The 21,493-nt window shown below is 67.8% G+C and carries 20 protein-coding genes; 8 read left to right on the forward strand and 12 right to left on the reverse strand.

Going from position 1 to position 21,493, the window contains the following annotated elements; genetic code table 11:
- The first annotated feature begins 83 nt into the window (after nucleotides 1-83).
- Genes hemC through GEM_RS04995 form a run of 3 tightly spaced genes read left to right on the forward strand, consistent with a single transcriptional unit; the run spans nucleotide 84 to nucleotide 4,230 of the window.
- Entirely contained in the window at nucleotides 84-1,070 is a 987-nt protein-coding gene (gene hemC / locus GEM_RS04985) for a hydroxymethylbilane synthase (protein ID WP_014896356.1), read from the forward strand.
- On the forward strand, nucleotides 1,070-3,040 hold the full coding sequence (gene hemDX / locus GEM_RS04990; RefSeq protein WP_014896357.1) for a fused uroporphyrinogen-III synthase HemD/membrane protein HemX: 1,971 nt from the start codon (nucleotides 1,070-1,072) through the stop codon (nucleotides 3,038-3,040). Before hemC ends, hemDX begins: the two co-directional genes overlap by 1 nt.
- 2 nt (nucleotides 3,041-3,042) lie before the next feature.
- Nucleotides 3,043-4,230 carry a heme biosynthesis protein HemY gene (locus GEM_RS04995; protein ID WP_014896358.1) on the forward strand — a complete coding sequence of 396 codons (1,188 nt, stop codon included), beginning with the start codon at nucleotides 3,043-3,045 and terminating at the stop codon, nucleotides 4,228-4,230.
- 103 nt (nucleotides 4,231-4,333) lie between these two features.
- Here the strand turns inward: GEM_RS04995 and GEM_RS05000 are convergent, their stop codons facing one another.
- The 4 genes from GEM_RS05000 to GEM_RS05015 all read right to left on the reverse strand — a co-directional run bounded on the left by GEM_RS05000 (nucleotide 4,334) and on the right by GEM_RS05015 (nucleotide 8,460).
- A complete protein-coding gene (locus GEM_RS05000) occupies nucleotides 4,334-4,729 on the reverse strand; it encodes a DUF4180 domain-containing protein (RefSeq protein WP_148283805.1) in 396 nt (131 codons plus the stop codon).
- A gap of 10 nt (nucleotides 4,730-4,739) precedes the next feature.
- Nucleotides 4,740-6,044, reverse strand: a complete 1,305-nt coding sequence (locus GEM_RS05005) for an MFS transporter (RefSeq protein ID WP_014896360.1) — start codon at nucleotides 6,042-6,044, stop codon at nucleotides 4,740-4,742.
- A 141-nt stretch (nucleotides 6,045-6,185) separates the two neighbouring features.
- Entirely contained in the window at nucleotides 6,186-6,944 is a 759-nt protein-coding gene (locus GEM_RS05010) for an SDR family oxidoreductase (protein WP_014896361.1), read from the reverse strand.
- A gap of 76 nt (nucleotides 6,945-7,020) precedes the next feature.
- Nucleotides 7,021-8,460 (reverse strand): aldehyde dehydrogenase family protein, encoded by a 1,440-nt coding sequence (locus tag GEM_RS05015; protein ID WP_014896362.1) that lies wholly within the window; start codon nucleotides 8,458-8,460, stop codon nucleotides 7,021-7,023.
- A gap of 334 nt (nucleotides 8,461-8,794) precedes the next feature.
- Here GEM_RS05015 and ppa point away from each other — a divergent pair, with 334 nt between their 5' ends.
- Nucleotides 8,795-9,322, forward strand: a complete 528-nt coding sequence (gene ppa / locus GEM_RS05020) for an inorganic diphosphatase (protein WP_014896363.1) — start codon at nucleotides 8,795-8,797, stop codon at nucleotides 9,320-9,322.
- Between the two features lie 56 nt (nucleotides 9,323-9,378).
- On the opposite strand, the gene GEM_RS05025 is transcribed toward ppa, so the two are convergent.
- Together GEM_RS05025 and GEM_RS05030 are read right to left on the reverse strand one after the other, a co-directional pair.
- Nucleotides 9,379-10,257 carry a GIY-YIG nuclease family protein gene (locus GEM_RS05025; protein ID WP_014896364.1) on the reverse strand — a complete coding sequence of 293 codons (879 nt, stop codon included), beginning with the start codon at nucleotides 10,255-10,257 and terminating at the stop codon, nucleotides 9,379-9,381.
- Nucleotides 10,258-10,336: 79 nt separating this feature from the next.
- Nucleotides 10,337-11,512 carry a GNAT family N-acetyltransferase gene (locus GEM_RS05030; protein ID WP_014896365.1) on the reverse strand — a complete coding sequence of 392 codons (1,176 nt, stop codon included), beginning with the start codon at nucleotides 11,510-11,512 and terminating at the stop codon, nucleotides 10,337-10,339.
- Between the two features lie 109 nt (nucleotides 11,513-11,621).
- Here GEM_RS05030 and GEM_RS05035 point away from each other — a divergent pair, with 109 nt between their 5' ends.
- Nucleotides 11,622-13,352 carry an NAD+ synthase gene (locus GEM_RS05035; RefSeq protein WP_014896366.1) on the forward strand — a complete coding sequence of 577 codons (1,731 nt, stop codon included), beginning with the start codon at nucleotides 11,622-11,624 and terminating at the stop codon, nucleotides 13,350-13,352.
- 90 nt (nucleotides 13,353-13,442) lie between these two features.
- The gene (locus GEM_RS05040) at nucleotides 13,443-13,781 is read left to right on the forward strand and encodes a P-II family nitrogen regulator (protein WP_006398637.1); all 339 of its coding nucleotides are present in this window, start codon (nucleotides 13,443-13,445) and stop codon (nucleotides 13,779-13,781) included.
- Nucleotides 13,782-13,940: 159 nt separating this feature from the next.
- Here the strand turns inward: GEM_RS05040 and GEM_RS05045 are convergent, their stop codons facing one another.
- Nucleotides 13,941-14,999 (reverse strand): porin, encoded by a 1,059-nt coding sequence (locus GEM_RS05045; RefSeq protein ID WP_041490608.1) that lies wholly within the window; start codon nucleotides 14,997-14,999, stop codon nucleotides 13,941-13,943.
- Between the two features lie 572 nt (nucleotides 15,000-15,571).
- Entirely contained in the window at nucleotides 15,572-16,498 is a 927-nt protein-coding gene (locus GEM_RS05050) for a LysR family transcriptional regulator (protein WP_014896368.1), read from the reverse strand.
- Nucleotides 16,499-16,632: 134 nt separating this feature from the next.
- Here GEM_RS05050 and GEM_RS05055 point away from each other — a divergent pair, with 134 nt between their 5' ends.
- On the forward strand, nucleotides 16,633-17,130 hold the full coding sequence (locus GEM_RS05055) for a GNAT family N-acetyltransferase (protein WP_014896369.1): 498 nt from the start codon (nucleotides 16,633-16,635) through the stop codon (nucleotides 17,128-17,130).
- A 57-nt stretch (nucleotides 17,131-17,187) separates the two neighbouring features.
- Here GEM_RS05055 and GEM_RS05060 read toward each other — a convergent pair whose 3' ends face one another.
- The 4 genes from GEM_RS05060 to GEM_RS05075 all read right to left on the reverse strand — a co-directional run bounded on the left by GEM_RS05060 (nucleotide 17,188) and on the right by GEM_RS05075 (nucleotide 20,388).
- Nucleotides 17,188-17,967 carry an ABC transporter ATP-binding protein gene (locus GEM_RS05060; RefSeq protein WP_014896370.1) on the reverse strand — a complete coding sequence of 260 codons (780 nt, stop codon included), beginning with the start codon at nucleotides 17,965-17,967 and terminating at the stop codon, nucleotides 17,188-17,190.
- Nucleotides 17,968-17,985: 18 nt separating this feature from the next.
- The gene (locus GEM_RS05065) at nucleotides 17,986-18,699 is read right to left on the reverse strand and encodes an ABC transporter permease (RefSeq protein WP_014896371.1); all 714 of its coding nucleotides are present in this window, start codon (nucleotides 18,697-18,699) and stop codon (nucleotides 17,986-17,988) included.
- Nucleotides 18,696-19,385, reverse strand: coding sequence for an ABC transporter permease (locus GEM_RS05070; protein WP_014896372.1), 690 nt, complete (start codon nucleotides 19,383-19,385; stop codon nucleotides 18,696-18,698). Before GEM_RS05070 ends, GEM_RS05065 begins: the two co-directional genes overlap by 4 nt.
- 226 nt (nucleotides 19,386-19,611) lie before the next feature.
- Nucleotides 19,612-20,388, reverse strand: coding sequence for an ABC transporter substrate-binding protein (locus GEM_RS05075; protein WP_014896373.1), 777 nt, complete (start codon nucleotides 20,386-20,388; stop codon nucleotides 19,612-19,614).
- A 366-nt stretch (nucleotides 20,389-20,754) separates the two neighbouring features.
- Here GEM_RS05075 and GEM_RS05080 point away from each other — a divergent pair, with 366 nt between their 5' ends.
- The gene (locus GEM_RS05080; protein ID WP_014896374.1) at nucleotides 20,755-21,453 is read left to right on the forward strand and encodes a pirin family protein; all 699 of its coding nucleotides are present in this window, start codon (nucleotides 20,755-20,757) and stop codon (nucleotides 21,451-21,453) included.
- Nucleotides 21,454-21,493 lie beyond the last annotated feature (40 nt).

A 21,493-nucleotide genomic window follows, 5' to 3' on the forward strand; every position in this document is an offset into this window, starting at 1 on the left:
GCGCAGGCTCCGGGCCCGGGCGGGCAGGGGCGTGCGTGCTACCATTGTTCGATCTTCAATCCCGTCCTTCGATTGTTCCTGCAATGAATTCCGAGACTCTTTCGGCACAAGCCCCCGCGACGCTGACGATTGCTTCGCGCGAGAGCCGCCTGGCGATGTGGCAAGCCGAACATGTGCGTGATGCGCTGCGCAAATTATATCCAGCTTGTGACGTGAAAATCCTCGGGATGACGACCCGTGGCGACCAGATTCTCGATCGTACGCTGTCGAAGGTCGGCGGCAAGGGCCTGTTCGTGAAGGAGCTGGAGAATGCGCTCGCCGACGGCCGCGCCGACCTGGCCGTGCATTCGCTGAAGGACGTGCCGATGGCGCTGCCCGACGGCTTCGCGCTGACCGCGATCATGGAGCGCGAGGATCCGCGCGACGCGTTCGTGTCGAACGACTACGCGTCGCTCGACGCGCTGCCGGCCGGCGCGGTCGTCGGCACGTCGAGCCTGCGCCGCGAGGCGATGCTGCGCGCGCGCTATCCGCACCTTGACGTGCTGCCGCTGCGCGGCAACCTCGACACGCGCCTGTCGAAGCTCGATCGCGGCGACTACGCGGCGATCATCCTCGCGGCCGCGGGCCTGAAGCGCCTTGGCCTCGACGCGCGGATCCGCGCGCTGATCGACGTCGAGGACAGCCCGCCGGCCGCCGGCCAGGGTGCGCTCGGCATCGAAATCGCCGCGCATCGCGCGGACGTCGCCGCATGGCTCGCCCCGCTGCACGACCCGCGGACCGCACTCGCGGTCGAGGCCGAGCGGATGGTGTCGCGCGCGCTCGGCGGCAGTTGCGAGGTGCCGCTCGCCGCGCACGCGGTGTGGCGCGCGGGCGAGTTGTACCTGACGGGCCGCGTGTCGACGACCGACGGCCAGCGCGTGCTGACCGCCGAGGAATGCGGCGCCGTCATGACCGTCGCCGATGCGCTCGCGCTCGGCCGCGCGGTATCCGACGAGCTCGAGGCGCAGGGTGCGCTCGACATCGTCAACGCACTGCTCGCCGGCTCGCATGCCGGCAAAGGCGACGCCTGATGGCGGGCGGCGCGCGCGCGTTCACCGCCGTCCTGACGCGTCCGGACGGCCAGTCGGCCGCGCTCGCGGCACAGCTGGCCGACGCCGGCTGCGACGTGCTCGAATTCCCGCTGATCGACATCGCGCCGGTCGCCGATGCGGCGCCGCTCGACGCGGCGTTCGCGGCGCTGGCCGACTACGCGCTCGTGATCTTCGTGTCGCCGAACGCGATCGACCGCGCGCTCGCGCAGTACGGCGCGATCTGGCCGAATGCGCTGCCGGTCGGCGTCGTCGGGCCCGGCAGCGTCGCGGCGCTGGAGCGCCACGGCATCGCGGCGCCCGCGCATCGCGTGATCGCGCCGCAGGCGCCCGCCGACGGCGGCGTGCCCCGTTACGATTCGGAAAGCCTGTTCGCGAGCATCGAGGCCGCGTTCGGCGGCGCGCACGCGCTCGCCGACAAGCGCGTGCTGATCGTGCGCGGCGATGGCGGCCGCGAATGGCTCGCCGAGCGGCTGCGCGAAGCCGGCGCGGACGTCACGCTGGTCGCCGCATACCGGCGCGTCGTGCCCGAGCCGCGCGTCGGCACGTGGGAACGCGTGCATGCGCTGCTCGCCGGCGCGCCGCACGCGTGGCTCGTCACGAGCTCGGAGGGCGTGCGCAACCTGCACGAACTCGCGCGAACCCATCTGAACGACGCGGAGATCGGCGCGCTGAAGCATGTGCCGCTCGTGACGCCGCACCCGCGCATCGAGCAGACCGCGCGGGCATTGGGTTTTGATAGGATTACGCTGACCGGCGCGGGCGATGAGCGCATCGTCCGCGCGTTTCGAACGATGGCCGACGAGGCCGTCCAACCGGCGACAGCCGCACCGGTGACTAAACGCATGACAGATACCAACGATTCCAAACGCGTCGCTTCCCAGCCGGCCGCTGCCTCCGCACCGCCGTCCAGTCCCCCTTATCTCGCGTCCGAACCGCATGCACGCCGCGGCGGCAGCGCGGCGCTGTGGTTCGTCGTCGTCGTGCTGGGCTGCGCGGCGGGCGTCGGCGGCTATGCGCTGAACCGCAAGGTCGACCGGCTCGACGATTCGTTCGTCGCGCGCCAGAAGGCGCTCGATGCGCAGACGGCCGAGACCCGCATGAAGACCGAGCAGGCGCTCGCGAGCACGCACCAGGTCGACACGCAGCTCGCGCAGCTCGACGGCAAGCTCGCCGACGCGCAGAGCGCGCAGCAGGCGCTGCAGCAGCAATACCAGGACCTGTCGCGCAACCGCGACGCGTGGATGCTCGAGGAAGTCGATCAGATGCTGTCGAGCGCGAGCCAGCAGCTGCAGCTCACCGGCAACACGCAACTCGCGCTGATCGCGCTGCAGAATGCCGACGCGCGCCTCGCGACGTCGCAGAGCGCGCAGGCCGTCACGGTGCGCAAGGCGCTCGCGCAGGACATCGAGAAGCTGAAGGCCGCGCCGTCGGCCGACCTCACGGGCCTCGCGATCAAGCTCGACGACGCAATCGCGAAGATCGACGCGCTGCCGCTGTCGGGCGAGGCGATCGTCCCGCATGCGGTGCCGAAGGCCGCGCCGGCCGACGCCGCGTCGCCGGCCGCGCCCGACGCGCCGCGCTGGAAGGCGTGGTGGCATGACTTCTCGGCCGGCCTCGGCCAGCAGTTGAAGGGCCTCGTGCAGGTGCGCCGGATCGACAACGCCGACGCGATGCTCGCGTCGCCCGACCAGGGCTACTTCGTACGCGAGAACGTGAAGCTGCGCCTGCTCACCGCGCGGCTGTCGCTGCTCGCACGCAACGACGGCGCGATGAAGGCCGACCTGCACGCCGCGCAGGCGTCGCTCGGCAAGTATTTCGACCACGCATCGAAGGACACGCAATCCGTCGAGGATCTGCTCAAGCAGGTCGACAGCGCATCGCTGACGGTCGCGGTGCCGAACCTGAACACGAGCCTGAACGCCGTTCAGCAGTTCAAGAGCCGGGGGTAACGATGACGCTTCGAGGAATCGTCTGGCTCGCGGTCCTGTTCGCGATCGCCGCTGCACTCGCTACCGTCGGCCGTTTCGACGCGGGGCAGGTGCTGCTCGTCTATCCGCCGTACCGGATCGACGTGTCGCTGAACCTGTTCGTGATCGCCATCGTCGTGCTGTTCATCGTCGTATATGCGTTGCTGCGCATCGTGCGTAACATCTGGCGGATGCCGCAGCGGGTCGCCGCATATCGTGCGCGTTCGCGCAACGAGAAGGCGCAGGCGTCGCTGCGCGATGCGATCGCGAACCTGTACGCGGGCCGCTTCTCGCGCGCCGAGAAGGCCGCGCGCGACGCGTTCGCGGTCGACGCGAACCAGGGTGCCGCGGGTCTCGTCGCGGCGACCGCCGCGCACCGGATGCACGAGTACACGCGCCGCGACGACTGGCTGTCGAAGGTCGATGCACCGGAATGGCAGGATGCACGGCTGCTCGCCGCGGCCGACATGCGCGCGGATGCGCGCGATGCCGACGGCGCGCTCGCCGCGCTGGCCGACATGCAGGCGGGTGGCAAGCGCATCCATGCGCAGCAGGTTGCGTTGCGTGCGCAGCAGCAGTTGAAGAACTGGGCCGAGGTGCTGAAGCTTGCGAAAGCGCTGGAGAAGCGCGAGGCGCTGCATCCGGCCGCGGCCGTGCGGCTGCGCCAGCAGGCCGCGGAGAACCTGCTGCGCGAACGCCGGCACGATCCGGACGCGCTGCTCGAAGTGTGGCAGTCGCTGTCGCCGCTCGAGCGCCAGTCGCCGCGCCTCGCCGATCTCGCGGCCGAGCTGCTGGTGCCGCTCGAGCGCCGCACCGAAGCGCGCCGCATCGTCGAGGAAGCGCTCGCGCACAACTGGGATGCACGCCTGCTGCGCCGCTATCCGGATACGGCGGGCGGCGATGCGCTGCCGCTGATCCAGAAGGCCGAAGGGTGGAAGAAGGATCACCCCGACGATGCCGACCTGCTGTTCGCGCTCGGCCGTCTCTGCCAGCAGCAGCAGCTGTGGGGCAAGGCGCAGTCGTTCCTCGAAGCCGCGCTGAAGCAGGCCGACAACGAGGCGCTGAAGGTGCGTGCGCATCGCGCGCTGGCGCGCCTGTTCGAGCAACTCGGCGAAACCGACAAGGCGGCGAAGCACTACCGCGAAAGCGCGCTGGCGATCACCGTGGTCTGACGCGGGCGGTGGTTGGCCGCCGTGCACAAAAATGCCCCGAACGCCGGACGGCCTTCGGGGCATTTTCTTGTCCGGTGCCGACTGGTCGGCCGGACCGGACGCGCTACGCGCCGAGCCTGCGCAGCAGGTCGTCCTCGCTCGCGACGAACCACACCGAGGCCCCGCGATTCGACTCGCGAACCAGCGCGCGCAGCGCGTCGCTGCGTGCGAGCCAGCCGCCGATGTCGCCGACCACGGCGAGCCGGACGCCGTAGTTGACGAGCTTCTGCAGCACGGCGCCCGCCAGCCCGCTGTCGAGCCGGTAGAAGTCGTCGTGCAGCGCAGCGGCGGGGACCGCGACCCAGTCGGCGTCGTGCTCGTGCGCGAGCGCGACGAGGTCGAGCGCATCGCTTTCCCGCTGCACGAGGTTGGCGGCAGAGTCGCGAAGCAGCACGCGCCGGCCGGCTGCGTGAACGAGCCGGTCGGGCATGCGGGTGGACTCCGTCGAGATGATCGTCATCTGCGCTGCATCACTTGTCGACGAGCCGCTTCGGCACCGACAGCGCGAGCAGGCCGCCGAACACGAGGAACGCGGCGAGCATGTACATGCCCGCGTCGTTGGCGCCCGTCGCCTGCTTGAGCCAGCCCATCATGTACGGGCTCAGGAAGCCCGCGAGGTTGCCGATCGAGTTGATCATCGCGATGCCCGCCGCAGCTGCCGCACCGCCGAGGAACGCGGTCGGCAGGCTCCAGAACAGCGGCAGCGTCGTCAGGATGCCCATCGTCGCGAGCGTGAGGCCAAGCATCGCGAGTGCCGTCTCGTGCGCCCAGATTACCGACAGCACGAGCCCGAGCGCACCGAACGCGGCCGGAATCGCAAGGTGCCAGCGTCGTTCGCGGCGCTTGTCCGCGCTGCGCGCGATCAGGATCATGGCGACCACCGCCACCGCGTACGGAATTGCCGACAGCAGGCCGATCATGAACGTGTCGGTCACGCCGGTCGCCTTGATGATCGTCGGCAGCCAGAAGCCGACGCCGTACAGCCCCATCACGAACGAGAAGTAGATGAGCGCCATCAGCCACACGCGCGGGCTCGCCATCACCGCGCCGAGCGGCAGGTCTTGCTTGGTCGCTTCCTCCGCTTCGACGTTGCGCGTGAGCAGCGCCTTCTCGTCGTCGGTGAGCCATTTCGCCTTCGCGATCCGGTCGTCGAGCGCGAAGAACACCAGCACGCCGGCCAGCACCGACGGGATCCCTTCGAGCAGGAACAGCCATTGCCAGCCGTGCCAGCCGCTCACGCCGTTGAACGCCTTCAGGATGAAGCCGGAAATCGGGCCGCCGATCACGCCGGACAACGCGACGGCCGTCATGAAGAACGTCGTCATCCGGCCGCGCCGATGCGCGGGATACCAGTAGGTGAGGTAGAGGATCACGCCGGGGAAGAATCCGGCTTCGGCGACGCCCAGCAGGAAGCGCATCACGTAGAACATCGCGGGCGTCGTGACGAACATCGTCAGGATCGAGATCACGCCCCAGGTGGCCATGATCCGCGCGATCCATACGCGCGCGCCGACCTTGTGCAGGATGATGTTGCTCGGGACTTCGAACAGGAAGTAGCCGAAGAAGAAGATCCCGGCGCCGAGCCCGTAGACCGTGTCGCTGAGGTTCAGGTCGCTCGCCATCTGCAGCTTCGCGAAGCCGACGTTCACGCGATCGAGATACGCGACCACGTAGCACAGCAGCAGGAGCGGCGTGAGCCGCCACGACACCTTGCGGTAGGTGGCTTCCTCGAATGCGCCGGACGAGCCCGGCAGCGAGTGCGTCGATGTTGCCATGTTGTCTCCAGTCCTGGTCTTGTCTTGTCATGGGCCGGAGCCGGCGCGGCGGCGCCCGATCCGGTGTCGTGCGAAGCAATGACTATGCGTGGATGCGGCGCCGGCCGGCGGACCAGGCGCCGCGCAAGCCCTTTCGGGCGGCTAGATGCAGCGCCCGCCGTCGACTTCGAGACAGACGCCGGTGATGAACTCGGCTTCGTCGGAGGCGAGGTACAGCGCTGCGTTCGCGATGTCCTGCGGCGTCGAGAAGCGGCCGAGCGGAATCGTCGACAGGAACCGGCCGCGGTTCTCGGGCGTGTCCTCGCAGCCCATGAACTCGGTCATCAGGGCCGTCTCGCCGAGCACGGGATTGATGCAGTTCACGCGGATCCGGTCGGGGCCGAGCTCGGCCGCGAGCGACTTGCTCGCGGTGATCATCGCGCCTTTCGTGCTGTTGTACCAGACGAGGCCCGGGCGCGGCCGCACGCCGGCCGTCGACGCGACGTTGACGAACACGCCGCCGCCCTGCGCGCGGAAGTACGGGACAAAGGCCTGCACGCTCCAGAACAGGCTCTTCATGTTGACGGCGTACACGCGGTCGAATTCGGCCTCCGTCACGTCGAGCACCGGCTTGTTGCGGTGTGTGGTGCCGGCGTTGTTCACGACGATCTGCACCGAATGGAAATCGTCGAGCGCGGCCTGCAGCAGCGTGCGCCAGTCGTCATCCTTCGACACGTCGCCCGCGACCGCGATCGCCTTGCCGCCCGCGAGCGCGATCTCGCTCGCGACGCGCTCGGCCGCCGCACCGTTCAGGTCGTTGACGACGACGTTCGCGCCTTCGCGCGCATACGTCTTCGCGATGCCTTCGCCGAAGCCCGAGCCGCCGCCCGTGATGATGGCCGTCTTGCCGCTCAACCGCATGGTGTGTCTCCTGTGTTGGATGCGTGCCGTGGTGTTGCGGTGCGCGGCCGGTCGTGGCCGGCCGGGTTCGTCTGGTTCAGCCGTGCCGGATCGCGATCGTCTTCAGCGCGGTGAAGCCGTACAGCGCCTCGAAGCCTTTCTCGCGGCCGTGGCCCGAGTGGCCGACGCCGCCGAACGGCAGCTCGACGCCGCCGCCCGCGCCGTAGTTGTTGATGAACACCTGGCCCGCGCGCAGGCGCCGCGCGAGACGCATCTGGCGCGCGCCGTCGCGGGTCCAGATGCCCGCGACGAGGCCATACGGCGTGCCGTTCGCCAGCGCGACCGCTTCGTCTTCGTCGACGAACCGCATCGCGGCGAGCACCGGGCCGAACACTTCCTCCTGCGCGAGCCGGTGCGACGGCGGCACGTCGCGCAACAGCGCGGGTGCCTGGTAGAAGCCGCTTTCGGGCGCATCGGCGACGACCTGGCCGTGCCCGGCCATCGGAATGCCGTCGTGCTGCGCGTCGGACAGGAAATCCCAGACGCGCTGCTGCTGCTTCGCGTTGATCAGCGGTCCGCAGTCGAGGTCGGCCCGGCTTGGGCCGACCCGCAGCCCGTTGAAGGCGGTGGCGAGCCGTTCGACGAGCGGCTCGTAGACCGCGCGCTCGATCAGCACGCGGCTGCCGGCCGAGCAGGTCTGCCCGCCGTTCTGCACGATCGCCGCCACCAGCACGGGCAGCGCCGCTTCGAGATCGGCGTCGGCGAACACGATTTGCGGCGACTTGCCGCCGAGCTCGAGCGTGACGGGCACGTGGTTCTCCGCCGCCATCTGCGTGACCAGCTTGCCGGTCGCGGGCGAGCCCGTAAACGAGATGTGGTCGATGCCGGGATGGCGCGCGAGCGCGGCGCCGGCTTCATGGCCATAGCCGGTGACGACGTTGAGCGTACCGGCCGGCAACCCGGCTTCGGCGGCCAGCTCGGCGACGCGCAGCACCGACAGGCACGCATCCTCGGCCGGCTTCACGACGCACGCGTTGCCGGCTGCGAGCGCCGCGCCGACGCTGCGCCCGAAGATCTGCATCGGGTAGTTCCACGGCACGATGTGGCCGGTGACGCCGTGCGGCTCGCGCACCGTCAGCACCGTGTAGCCGGCCTGATAGGGGAGGGTCTCGCCGTGCAGTTTGTCGGCGGCGCCCGCGTAGAACTCGAAGTAGCGCGCGAGCGCGGCGGCGTCGGCGCGGGCCTGCTTCAGCGGCTTGCCGGTGTCGCGCGCCTCGATCGTCGCGAGTTCTTCCAGGGAGTCGGCGACGCGCGCCGACAGTCGCATCAGCACGCGGCCGCGCTCGGCGGCGCTTGCCGCGCCCCACGGGCCCGCGAACGCATCGCGGGCCGCGGCGACTGCGCGCTCGATGTCGGGCGCCGTGCCGCGTGCGATCGTCGCGAACGGCTGGCCGTCGGATGGATCGACGACCGGAATCGTCTCCAGTTGCGCGGGCAACGTCCATTCGCCTGCGATGAAGTGCTTCGCTTCTTCCATGCCTGCTCCTGTCGACCCGAGTTAGCGCTTCAGCGGTTACTTGAGTCCCATGCTTCGCGGTCGACTCGAGTTGGCGCTTCAGCGGTTACTTGAGTCCCATGCTTCGCGGTCGACCCGAGTTGGCGCTTCAACGCTTACTCGGGTCCCATTGCGGTCGGCGTGCAACGTCGCCTGCGGTTCGATGGCCGGACATCCGGAACGATTATCGCGCCGATCGTCATCCGGACGCCACCGGTCGATTGGCTATAATGGCGCATTCCCTGCGGGGACGCCCGCGGCGGTGCACCGGCCGCGGCGCCCTGTCCCGAATTCCCATCGACCAACAGAGAGCGCTATGAGCTTCAATCATGTTCCGGCCGGCAAGGACCTGCCGCACGATTTCAACGTGATCATCGAGATCCCCGCGCAAAGCGATCCGGTGAAGTACGAGGCGGACAAGGAGCTGGGTCTCCTCGTCGTCGACCGCTTCATCGGTACCGGCATGCGCTATCCGGTGAACTACGGCTACATCCCGCAGACGCTGTCGGGCGACGGCGATCCGGTCGACGTGCTGGTGATCACGCCGTTCCCGCTGCTGGCCGGCTCGATCGTGCGTTCGCGCGTGCTCGGCATGCTGCAGATGACCGACGAATCGGGCGTCGACGCGAAGCTGGTCGCCGTGCCGCACGACAAGGTCTGCCCGATGACGGCGAACCTGAAGTCGATCGACGACGTGCCCGAGTACCTGAAGGATCAGATCAAGCACTTCTTCGAACAATACAAGGCGCTCGAGAAGGGCAAGTGGGTGAAGGTCGAAGGCTGGGCCGGCATCGACGCCGCGCACAAGGAAATCACCGACGGCGCCGCGAACTACCAGAAGTAAGCCGGCTGGCCGGCCTCGCGGCCGGTTCGTTCGGAACGCAAACCGCGCGTGTCTCCTCAGGAGGCCGCGCGGTTTTGTTTTGTGCGCGGCCTGGCGTCTGTGGCGGTGTTCTTGCGTGGACGGGCGGGCGCGGGCAGGGCGGTGGCGTTCGGTGCGGTTTTCGTCCGTTTCGTGCTCGTTGCGCGGCGCGCGGCGGTGACGGGAGTCGCGTGGGCTTCGATGGCTTCCGTGACGGCCTGTCTTGCCGATGCACGGCCGCGCGACGGTGCGGAACCGGCGCCGGCGTGTGCCTTCGCGACGGACTGGCCGCCGCCAGCCGGCGTTTTCCGTTTCGGCGCGACGCTCGTAGCCTGCTTGTCCTGTTTGGTCGTCGTGCTGCGTGGCGAGGTCTTCTTTGCTTCGGCACCGTCGCCGGTCTTCGCACGCTTCCTGGCGGGCGTAGCCTTTGTCTGCGTGGAAGCCTGCTCGTCCGGTCCGCGTTTTGTGGTCTTGGCGGACCTGGACGCTTTCCCGTCATTGCCGGCCTGCGCTGCTTTCTTGACGGGCTGTTCCGTGTCGGCCGCCTGCGTCGCGACGTCGGCGGGCTGCGCCTTCTTCACTTTCTTCCGCCCGCGCATACCGGCTTTCAAGCCGTCCGCCTCGACGCTCCCGTCGATCGACATCCCGGCCGGCAACACGGATTCCAGTGTCCGGATCCCGGCCGCCAGCTCGCGCTTCTGCGCGGCGTTGAGCCGCTTCACCCAGTACTCGACGCGCGACGCGATCGACCGGTCGGGCAGCGGGAACGACGCGAGCAGCGCGCGCGGCTTGCGCGAGCGCGTATAGCGCGCGCCCTTGCCGGACGCGTGCTGTTCGAAGCGCGCGGCGACGTCGTTCGTGATGCCCGTGTAGACGCTGTCGTCGGCGCACTCGATCAGATACAGAAACCAGGACATGGAAAGGCGGCGGGATGCGAAGCCGACAGTGTCTCAGAATTGGCGCGAGCGACCGCGCGTGATGCGATTCGCGATGGTGTCACGGGCCACGCCGGAACGGATCGTGTTCGCGCAACTCGTCGACGTACGCGTGGATATGCTCGGTCTCGCGTTCGAGGAAGCGCGCGACCGCATCAGAGAACGCCGGATGCGCGAGCCAGTGTGCGGAATGCGTGGCGGTCGGCAGGAAGCCGCGCGCGAGCTTGTGCTCGCCCTGCGCGCCGCCCTCGAACGTGTCGAGCCCGGCCTCGATGCAGAACTCGAGCAACTGGTAGTAGGCCGTTTCGAAATGCAGGCAGGGCACCTGCTCGAGCGCGCCCCAGTAGCGGCCGTAGAGCGTGCCGCCGCCGTTCGCGCCGCGCCGGTAGACGGCGAGCGCGCTCGCGATCGGCCGGCCGTCGGCTTCCGCGATCACGAGCAGCAGGTTCTCCGGCATCGTCGCGCCGATCGCGCGGAAGAAGTCGAGATTCAGGTACGGGCTCGAGTAGTGCTCGCGGTACGTCTGCCGGTAGCAGCGCGAGAAGAAGCGCCAGTCGGCATCGGTGATCCGGTCGCCGGTGAGCCGCCGGAACGTGACCCCGGCATCCTGCACCTTGCGCCGTTCCGCGCGGATGTTCTTGCGCTTCTTCTGTTCGAGCGTGCCGAGGAAATCGTCGAAGCCGCGGTAGCCGTCGTTGAGCCAGTGGAACTGCACGCCTTCGCGCAGCATCATCCCCATCGATTCGAGCAGCCGCGCTTCGTCGCCGGTCGGGAACAGCACGTGCAGCGACGACACGTCGCTCTGCTCCGCGAACGCGAGCAGCGTGGCCGCGAGCCGGCGGCGCGCGTCGTCGTCGGCCGCGAGCAGGCGCGTGCCCTGCACGGGCGTGAACGGCACCGCGCACAGCAGCTTCGGGTAGTAGGGCAGGTCGTTGCGCTGGTACGCGTCGGCCCATGCCCAGTCGAACACGTATTCGCCGTACGAATGCTGTTTCGCGTAGACGGGCGCGGCGGCCGCGAGCCGGCCCGTGCGCGTATCGGTCAGCGTCACGAAGTGCGGCGACCAGCCGGTGTCGTCGACCGCGCAGCGCGCGACGTGCAGCGCGTCGAGGAATTCGTGGCGCAGGAACGGCGTCGGCTGCGCGTCGTGCTCCAGCAGCGCGTTCCATTCGTCGGCCGGCACCTCCGCGGGGGACGACAGGATGCCCGTGCGATAATCGATGCGTTCGTGTTTCAAGCGTGAATCCGTACTGTTGGATGCCGCCGGATGCGTGCCGCCGTGGCCCGCGTCCGGGACGATTTCGTCAGCCGTTCAGGGCGCGCCGCCGGGCTGCGCCGATCCCGTCATGAAGACCCGACTCGCTCTCGCCCAGATCAACGTCACCGTCGGCGATTTCGCCGGCAACGTCGCGCGGATCGTCGCGGCCGCCCGCGCCGCGCACAACGATGGTGCGCAACTGATGGTCGCCCCCGAACTCGCGCTGTCCGGCTATCCGCCGGAAGACCTGCTGCTGCGGCCCGCGTTCTACGCGGCGGCGGCCGCCGCGCTCGACGCGCTCGCCGACGCGCTGCGCGCGTTCGACGGGCTCGCGGTGCTGGTCGGCCATCCGTTGCGCGGTCCGGGCAGGGGTGCGGGCAGCGGCGCAGGCGCAGATGCGCGCGCGTCAGCCGTCGATGGTAATGCAAACCGCCCGATTGAGCGCGGCGTGCCGCCGACCGACACCTATAACGCGGTGTCGCTGATCGTCGGCGGCGAGATCGTCGGCACCTACCGCAAGCAGGATCTGCCGAACGCCGACGTGTTCGACGAGAAGCGCTACTTCGCGACCGACGCCGAGCCGCTCGTGTTCGAGCTGAACGGCGTGAAATACGGCGTGATCATCTGCGAGGACGCGTGGCATGCGTCGGCCGCACAGATCGCGAAGGCCGCCGGCGCGCAGGTGCTGCTGATCCCGAACGGTTCGCCGTATCACATGAACAAGGAAGCGCTGCGCATCGACATCCTGCGCGCGCGGATCCGCGAGACCGGGCTGCCGATGGTGTACGTGAACCTCGTCGGCGGCCAGGACGAGCTCGTGTTCGACGGCGGCTCGTTCGTGCTCGACGCGCAGGGCGCGCTCGTCGCGAAGATGCCGCAATTCGACGAAGGGCACGCGATCGTCGAATTCGACGGTGCGCGGCCGCTGCCCGGCACGATCGCGCTCGAGCAGCCGATCGACGCGCAGGTCTATCGCGCGCTCGTGACCGGCGTGCGCGACTACATCGGCAAGAACGGTTTTCCCGGCGCGCTGATCGGGCTGTCGGGCGGTGTCGATTCGGCGCTGGTGCTCGCGGTCGCGTGCGACGCGCTCGGGCCCGACCGCGTGCGCGCGGTGATGATGCCGTCGCGCTACACGGCCGACATCTCGACCACCGACGCGGCGGACATGGCGCGGCGGGTCGGCGTGCGCTACGACGAGATCGCGATCGCACCGATGTTCGATGCGTTCCGTGCGGCGCTCGCGGACGAATTCGCGGGCCGCGCGGAAGACGCGACCGAAGAGAACATCCAGGCGCGCATCCGCGGCACGCTGCTGATGGCGCTGTCGAACAAGTTCGGCTCGATCGTGCTGACGACCGGCAACAAGAGCGAGATGGCGGTCGGCTACTGCACGCTGTACGGCGACATGGCCGGCGGCTTCGCGGTGATCAAGGACATCGCGAAAACGCTGGTCTACCGGCTGTGCCGTTATCGCAACGCGACCGCCGACTACGGGTTGCGCGACGTGATCCCCGAGCGGATCCTGACGCGCGCGCCGTCGGCCGAGCTGCGCGAGAACCAGACGGACCAGGACAGCCTGCCGCCTTACGAGGTGCTCGACGCGATCATGCGGATGTACATGGAAGAAGACCGGCCGCTCGCCGAGATCGTCGCGGCCGGTTACGCGCAGGCCGACGTCGCGCGTGTGACCCGGCTCATCAAGATCAACGAATACAAGCGCCGCCAGGCGCCGATCGGCATTCGCGTCACGCATCGTGCGTTCGGGCGCGACTGGCGTTATCCGGTCACGTCACGCTTTACCGAACGTCTCGATTGAGCCGTGCCGGGCCGTACGCGGCTGGCCGGCTTACGGCTTACAATCGGGATCGCGATTTTTCATCCAAACGAGCATTGAGGGACAACCATCATGAAACGCATCACCGCCATCATCAAGCCGTTCAAGCTGGACGAAGTCCGCGAAGCGCTCGCCGAAGTGGGTCTCACCGGCCTGACCGTGACGGAAGTGAAGGGCTTCGGCCGCCAGAAAGGGCACACCGAGCTGTATCGCGGCGCTGAATACGTCGTCGACTTCCTGCCGAAGATGAAGATCGAGGTGGTTGTCGCGGAAGCGCAGGTCGACCAGGTGATCGACGCAGTGATCGGCGCGGCGCGCACGGGCAAGATCGGCGACGGCAAGATCTTCGTGTCGGACGTCGAGCGCGTGATCCGCATCCGTACCGGCGAAGAGAACGAAGCGGCAGTCTGAGCGCCGCATCCGGCCTGTTCGGCCGGTCGGGCCGCGGATCGCACGATGCCGGCCCGCCAATAAAAAACGGTGCGGATACCCGGGTGGGTACCGCACCGATACGCGCCTCTCGCAGCAGCGTGGAAAGTGTTGTCGAATCGTTGTCTGGACGGCGCCTGATCAGAACAGGTGCTGGATGCCGGCGTAGACGCCGGTCTGGCTGCCGCCCGGATGCGGGTTGCCCGTCGACACGGCGGTGCCTGCACCGTTCGCGTTCAGGCCGAAGTTGGCCGTCGAGCTGTTGCGCACCGTCGCGACCTGCAGGTCGAACAGCGTGCGTTTCGAGATGTTGTACGAGCCGCCGACCGTGTAGATGTTCGCGTTGCCGCCACCGTGGTTGGCGTTCACGTGATACACGGCCGCAATCAGCGCTGCCGCCGGCGTTGCCTGCCACGTCACGCCGCCCCAGACCTGCTGGGTGCCGGTCACGCCGGCGTTGACTGCCGGGCCGCCGCTGCCGTCGGCGCGCGATGCCTGGTAAGCCGCCTGGACCTTGAACTGGCCGAGGAACACGTTCACGCCCGCGAAGTATTCACGCGAGTAGTTGAACACGTCGGAGAAGCGGCCGTTGCTGTCGCGCAACTGGAACAGCGAGTTCGTGTACGTGACTTGTGCGCCGGCTGCACGGCCCGGCTGGCCGGCCGTCGTGTTGCCGTTGAAGCTGGTCGAGTTCGAGAACGAGAACTGGCCGTAGAAGTCGAGGCCGTAGAACTGCGGCGACTGGTACGACACGTTGTTGCTGGTCTTGTTCCAGTTGCGGCCGCGCACGAGCGATGCCGTCGACCAGGCCGACTGGCCGAACGGGTCGAAGTCCCACACGCCGTTGGCGATCGCGAGCTCGCGACCCAGCAGCAGCGTACCGTAGCGATCGTTCGAGATACCGACGGTCGCGAAACGATCCCAGATCGAGCCGCTGAAGCCGCCCGTCATCGTGTTGAACGCGCCTTCAATGTGGAACAGGACCTTGTTGCCGCCGCCGATGTCCTCGCTGCCCTTCAAGCCCCACAGGCTGGTGCCCCAGTCGCCGCTTTCCGCGCGCACTTGGTGGCCGTTCTGCAGGCCGTTCAGGTACTCGAGACCGGCATCCAGGCGACCATACAGCGTGACGCTGCTCTGCGCGTGCGCCGTAACGACCCCAGCAGCCATCAGCGCGGCCGCGACCAAAGCTTTCTTCATCATCTCCTCCATACCCTGTCAAAAAGTCAACCCAGACTGCACGAGATGCCGGCGCAGCGAACGCCGGGCAAAAGCGAAAAGCGGGATAACCAGGGAGACCTCGTGCAGGGCCGGTAAGCGCGGCACGCGGGCAAGCGGACGGAAAACCGTTGAGCGGTCCCGCGCGGCCGGGTCGGCTTGCGGGGTCTCCTTGTTGTGTCGTGAAGCTAAACTACATTTCACGAACTTCGTTTTGCTACTTTGGTTACTAATTTAGCAAAAATACAATTTTGTGGCGATGGAAATCGTTGTTTGACTAACACGTGTCGCCAAATTGCCATGCAACACAGTGCGCGGCGGGTGTCCAAGCGGCCGTCGGGTTCCTGAAAACCCTTATCCGACAAGGGGGACACGGATTCGGCGGCCATGGGTCAAGGATTGCCACTATTGACGTCGTTCGGGGTGCCGGCGTAGGCGTTGGAGAGACGGATTTGGTAAGTAATTCGTAATAAATTGGCGGCTTCCCGCCGTCGCGCGGCAGCGTCGGAAATGCTGGTCGCGCAGCGGGTACGGCGAGCCGTGCACGCGCGTCCGGTTTAACCGGGTGCTGGCCGCGCATCGAGCAACTGCGCGCGAATCCACCGGTGCGCATCGGTGCGCGCGTGCTTCGCGTGCGAGTACACCTTCACCGTGTAGCGCGGGATCTCGAACGGCGCAGGGAAGATGCGGATCGGCGCCGCGTGGCGCAGCGCCTGCGCAGCGCGGTTCGGCACGGTCATCAGGAGTGCCGATTCCGCGATCACGAACGGCGCGGCCAGCACGTCCGGCAGTTGCACGGCAACCTGCCGGGCGAGGCCGAGCCGGTCGAGGACGTAGTCGACGACGCCGCGCGATTCGTTCCATGGCGTGACCACCACGTGACGTGCGGCGAGGTACTGGTCGAGCGTCAGCCGCCTGCGGATGTCCGGATGCGCGGCGCTCGCGATCACCACATAGTCGTCCGAGAACCAGTCGAAATCCTCGATGCCAGGCGCGTCGACGGCCGATTCCTCGTGATAGCCGAGCGCGAAGTCGATGCGGCCGGCCGCGAGTTCGTCGACGGCGATCTTCCGGTCGGAATGGACGACGCGAATCCGCAGCCGCGGCGCGACGTGCTGGATGCGCGCGAGGAACGCAGGCAGCACGGCGAATGCCGTGTAGTCGCTCGCGGCGAACACGAACGTGCGGTCGCTTTGCGCGGGATCGAAGCGGCGTGCGCGGGCCAGTCCCTTCGACATCGTGTCGAGTGCGTCGCCGGCCCACGTGGCGATGTCGTCGGCGCGCACGGTCGGCTGCATCTCGTTGCCGAGCCGCACGAACAGCGCATCGCCGATCGCTTCGCGCAACCGCGCAAGCGCGTGGCTCAGCGCGGACGGGCTCATCGCCAATTCGTGCGCGGCCGCGGCGACCGACCGGTGGCGGTACAGCGCATCGAACGCAAGCAGCAGGTTCAGGTCGAGGCGGCGCAGGTCGGGATGCATCATGTTCATGTCCTGATGAAGAAACTGCACTTCCTGCAGTGGCGGCATGAACGTAGCATGACGATCTGACCGGCGCCAGCGCGATCGCGCGGCGTCGCATTCCGTTCCAGGTCCGGGCCGAAGGAGGGCTCCCTACCGTGCAAATCGATATCCGTTCCGCCACCGTCGCCGACGTGCCGCAAATCCTGCGTTTCATCACCGAGCTGGCGCGCTACGAGAAGGCGGAGCATGAAGTGGTCGCGACGCCGGCGTCACTCGAGCGCAGCCTGTTCGGCGAAGGGTCGCCGGCGCGTGCGCTGATTTGCGAGGTCGACGGCGAGCCGGCCGGCTTCGCCGTGTATTTCTTCTCGTATTCGACCTGGCTCGGCCGCCAGGGGCTGTATCTCGAGGATCTGTACGTGTCGCCGCGCTTTCGTGGCGCGGGCGCCGGGCTGCGGCTGCTGAAGGCGCTTGCGCGGATCGCGGTGGACACCGGCTGCGGGCGCTTCGAATGGAGCGTGCTCGACTGGAACGAGCCGGCGATCCGCTTCTACGAAAGCGTCGGCGCGGCGCCGCAGAGCGAATGGGTGCGCTACCGGCTCGCGGGCGACGCACTGCGCGCGTTTGCCGACGGCGCACCGGTCGACGCCGCGTAAACGCAAAACGGGCGCCGCATGGCGCCCGTCTACGTATCGCGACGCGTGTCGCGTGCGTTACTTGAGGCTGCCCGACAGGAACCCGCGCAGGCGCTCGCTCTTCGGGTTGGCAAATACCTCGGACGGCACGCCTTCTTCCTCGACGCGGCCCTGGTGCAGGAACATCACGTGGTTCGACACGTTGCGCGCGAAGCCCATCTCGTGCGTGACGACGATCATCGTGCGGCCTTCCTCGGCCAGCTTCTGCATCACCTTCAGCACTTCGCCGACCAGCTCCGGATCGAGCGCCGAAGTCGGCTCGTCGAACAGCATCACGTCGGGATGCATCGCGAGCGCGCGCGCGATCGCGACGCGCTGCTGCTGGCCGCCCGACAGGTGCGACGGATACTGCTTCTCGACGCGCGGCGCGAGGCCGACCTTCTCGAGGTACTCGCGCGCGCGATCTTCGGCTTCCTTCTTCGGAATGCCGAGCACGTTCACCGGCGCTTCCATCACGTTCTCGATCACGTTCATGTGCGACCAGAGATTGAAGTGCTGGAACACCATCGACAGCTTGGTACGCACGCGCTGCAGCTGCTTCGAATCGGCTGCGCGCAGCGCGCCCGTCTTGTCGGGCGTGGTGCGCACTTCCTCGCCGTCGACGACGATGCGGCCCGCGTTCGGCTGCTCGAGAAAGTTGATACAGCGCAGCATCGTGCTCTTGCCGGAACCGGACGAGCCGATCACGCTGATCACGTCGCCCGAGTTCGCCTTCAGCGACACGCCTTTGAGCACCTCGTTGTCGCCGTACCGCTTGTGCAGATTGTCGACGAAAAGCTTCTGGGTCTGGGAATTCATCAATAGTCCTGCTAAAACTTACTTGCCTTGCGGGCGCAGATAGGCGAGCCAGCGACGCTCGGCCTGGCGGAACAGCCACACGAGCGTGAACGAGATCACGAGATAGAGCAGGGCGGCGATGCCGAATGCATGGAACGACATGTAGGTCGCCGAGTTCACGTCGCGGGCGATCTTCAGGATGTCCGGCACGGTCGCGGTGAACGCGACGGTGGTGGCGTGCAGCATCAGGATCACTTCGTTGCTGTAGAGCGGCAGCGAGCGGCGCAGCGCGGACGGCAGGATCACGCGGCGATACATCGTGAACGTGGACATCCCATACGCGCGTGCGGCCTCGATCTCGCCGTACGACGTCGACTTGATCGCGCCGGCGAAGATCTCGGTGGTGTACGCGCAGGTATTCAGCGTGAACGCGAGCAGCGTGCAGTGCATCCCGTCGCGGAAGAACGCATCGAGCAGCGGGGTGCCGCGCACGAACTGCAGGCTGTAGAGGCCCGTGTAGCAGAGCAGCAGCTGCACGTAGAGCGGCGTGCCGCGGAACACGTACGTGTAGAGCCACACGGCGCTCGACAGCCATTTCTTCTTCGACACGCGGGCCACCGCGAGCGGTATCGACAGGCAGAAGCCGAGGCCGATCGACACGACGAGCAACCACAGCGTGATCGCGACGCCGGTGATCCGGAAGCCGTCGGTATAAAGGTAGTTGCGCCAGTATTCTTGGATGAGTTCGATCATAGGTCAGCCTTGCGGACACCGGTCGAGTAGCGCTTTTCGAGCCACATCAGCACGAAGTTCGAGATCGTCGTGATGGCGAGGTAGACCGCACCGGCGATCAGCGTGAAGAAGAAGAACCGCAGCGTGCCCTTGCCGGCGTCCTGCGACGCCTTCACGACGTCCGCGAGGCCGATGATCGACACCAGCGCGGTCGACTTCACGAGCACCTGCCAGTTGTTGCCGATGCCCGGCAGCGCGAAGCGCATCATCTGCGGGAACATGATCCGCGTGAACACCTGCCAGTTGCTCATCCCGTACGCGCTGCCGGCCTCGAGCTGGCCGCGCGGCACCGACAGGAACGCACCGCGGAAGGTCTCGGTGAAGTACGCGCCGTAGATGAAGCCGAGCACGAGCACGCCGGCGAGGAACGGATCGATGTCGATCTGGTCCCAGCCGAGCGCGTCGGTCGCCGTGTTCAGCCAGATCTGCAGGCTGTAGAACAGCAGCAGCATCAGCACGAGGTCGGGTACGCCGCGGATCAGCGTCGTGTAGACGGTGCCGGCGCCGTTCGTGAAGCGGTTGCGCGACAGCTTCGCGCCTGCGCCGAGCAGGCCCAGCAGGAACGACAGCGCGAGCGAAAGCACCGCCAGTTTGACGGTTTGCCAGGTGCCGGCGAGGATCAGCGGGCCGTAGCCTTGTAGAAACATATGTGGTCCCTGGTGTGGTCCCGGAGGGCGCACGCGGTGCGCCGCGAAAGACGCGCCCGCCAAGCTGCGCGGAACGCCCCGTGCGTATCATGACCGTCCGCCCCGGCAACGGTGCCGGGCCAGCCCGTCGCGAGCGGCGGGCGAGGGGGCGGACGGCGCGTGGTTGACTGCCGGTACTGCCGGATGCGGGGCCGCCCCCGCATCCGCTTCTCGTTATTGTCGGCGCTCAGCGGGCCGAGTAGACGCTGAACGAGAAATACTTGTGCGACAGCCGGTCGTACGTGCCGTCCTTGTGCATGTCGGCCAGCGCCTTGTTGATCTTCAGCTTCAGGTCCGTGTCTTCCTTGCGCAGGCCGATCGCGGTGCCGTCGCCGATCGTCTTCGGATCCTTCACTTCCGGCCCGGCGAACGCGAAGCCCTTGCCGCGCGGCGTGCGCAGGAAGCCGTAGTCGGCCTGCAGTTCGTCCTGCAGCGTCGCGTCGAGGCGGCCCGAGCCGAGATCGGCATAGACCTGGTCCTGGTTCTGGTAAGGAATGATCGTCACGCCCTGCGGTTCCCAGTACGCCTTCGCGTAGGATTCCTGCGTCGAGCCCTGCTCGACGCCGACGCGCTTGCCCTTGAGCGACGCGATCGTCGGCAGCAGCGGCGAGCCGGCCTTCGCGATCATCCGCGCGGGTGCGTCGTACACCTTGTCGGAGAAGTCGATCTGCTCGCGGCGCTTGTCCGTGACGGTCAGCGACGACACGATGACGTCGTACTTCTTCGCCTTCAGCGCCGGGATGATCCCGTCGAGATCCTGCGCGACCCACACGCACTTCACGCTGATCCGCTTGCAGATTTCCTTGGTGAGGTCGACGTCGAAACCGACGATCTCACCGCTTGGCGCGGTCGACTCGAACGGCGGGTAGCTGGCATCGACGCCGATCCGCACGGTCTTCCACTCCTTCGCAAAGGCGCTGCCCGCCACGAGGGCGAGGGCGGCGCACAGGGCGGCCTTCTTCATTTGCATCCTTTTGTCGCTCACTTCCGGTGGGCGCTCGCGGCCGGTCGGGCCGGGCGCCGCGGCGTATTCTAGACGGCCAAAATTCGTGTTTCGGCGCGCTGGCAACGGCGCTCGCCGGACGGGCGAACGCCAAAAGGGCGGTATTTTACCCGAACGTGAAACCCGGAAAACGGCAATCCGGCGCGACCGATCGATTCTTTGAACCGGCCGTTGCGACAATCGTGGTATTCGCAACGAGCATTGCGTGGATTGCGTTCGTCGATGCAACGATGCGGTGCGCGGGAAACGGATTGTGGCGCTATCGGCGCGCCCCTACAGTGCAGGTAAACCCGAAAAAGAAGACCTGCCTGCCGGAGTGCCCGTCCCATGTTCCAGATCCGCCGCGCCGCCGACCGTTGCCACACGAATCAAGGCTGGCTCGAATCAAGCCACAGTTTCCCGCTCGCCGGCCACGCCGGGGACGCGCATCCGCCGTTCGGCGCGCTGCGCGTGCTGAGCGAGGACCGGATCGCGCCGACGCGCGGCTTCGGAATGCAGCCGCGCCGCGACCTCGAAATCGTCACCTATGTGCTGGACGGCGCGCTCGCGCATCGCGACAGCCTCGGGAACGGCGCGATCGTGCGGGCCGGCGGCATCCAGCGGATGAGCGCCGGCACGGGGCTCGTGCACAGCGAAACCAATGCGTCGCGCGACCGGCCGCTGCATCTGCTGCAGGTCTGGCTGCAGCCGGCCGAGCGGGGCGGACGGCCCGGCTACGCGGAGCGGCGTTTCGCCGACGACGAGAAGCGCGGCCGGTTGCGGCTGGTCGCGTCGCCGGACGGCGACGACGGCACGTTGTCGGTGCGCGCGGACGCGCGGATTTTCGCGGGTCTGATCGACGGGGACGAGCAGGCGGCCTTCGGCGTGCGGGCCGGGCGCAGTACTTATGTGCACGTGGCGCGCGGCGACGTGGAAGTCAACGGCCACGCGCTGGCTGCGGGCGACGGCGCGCGGATCGCCGGCGTGGACGCGGTCGAATTCGCACGCGGCCGGGCGGCCGAGGTGCTGGTGTTCGACGTCGCCTGAAATGAAACAGGGGACGCGGGCCGGGCGCCCGCGTCCCCTG

The organism is Burkholderia cepacia GG4, assembly GCF_000292915.1.
GTDB lineage: Bacteria > Pseudomonadota > Gammaproteobacteria > Burkholderiales > Burkholderiaceae > Burkholderia > Burkholderia cepacia_D.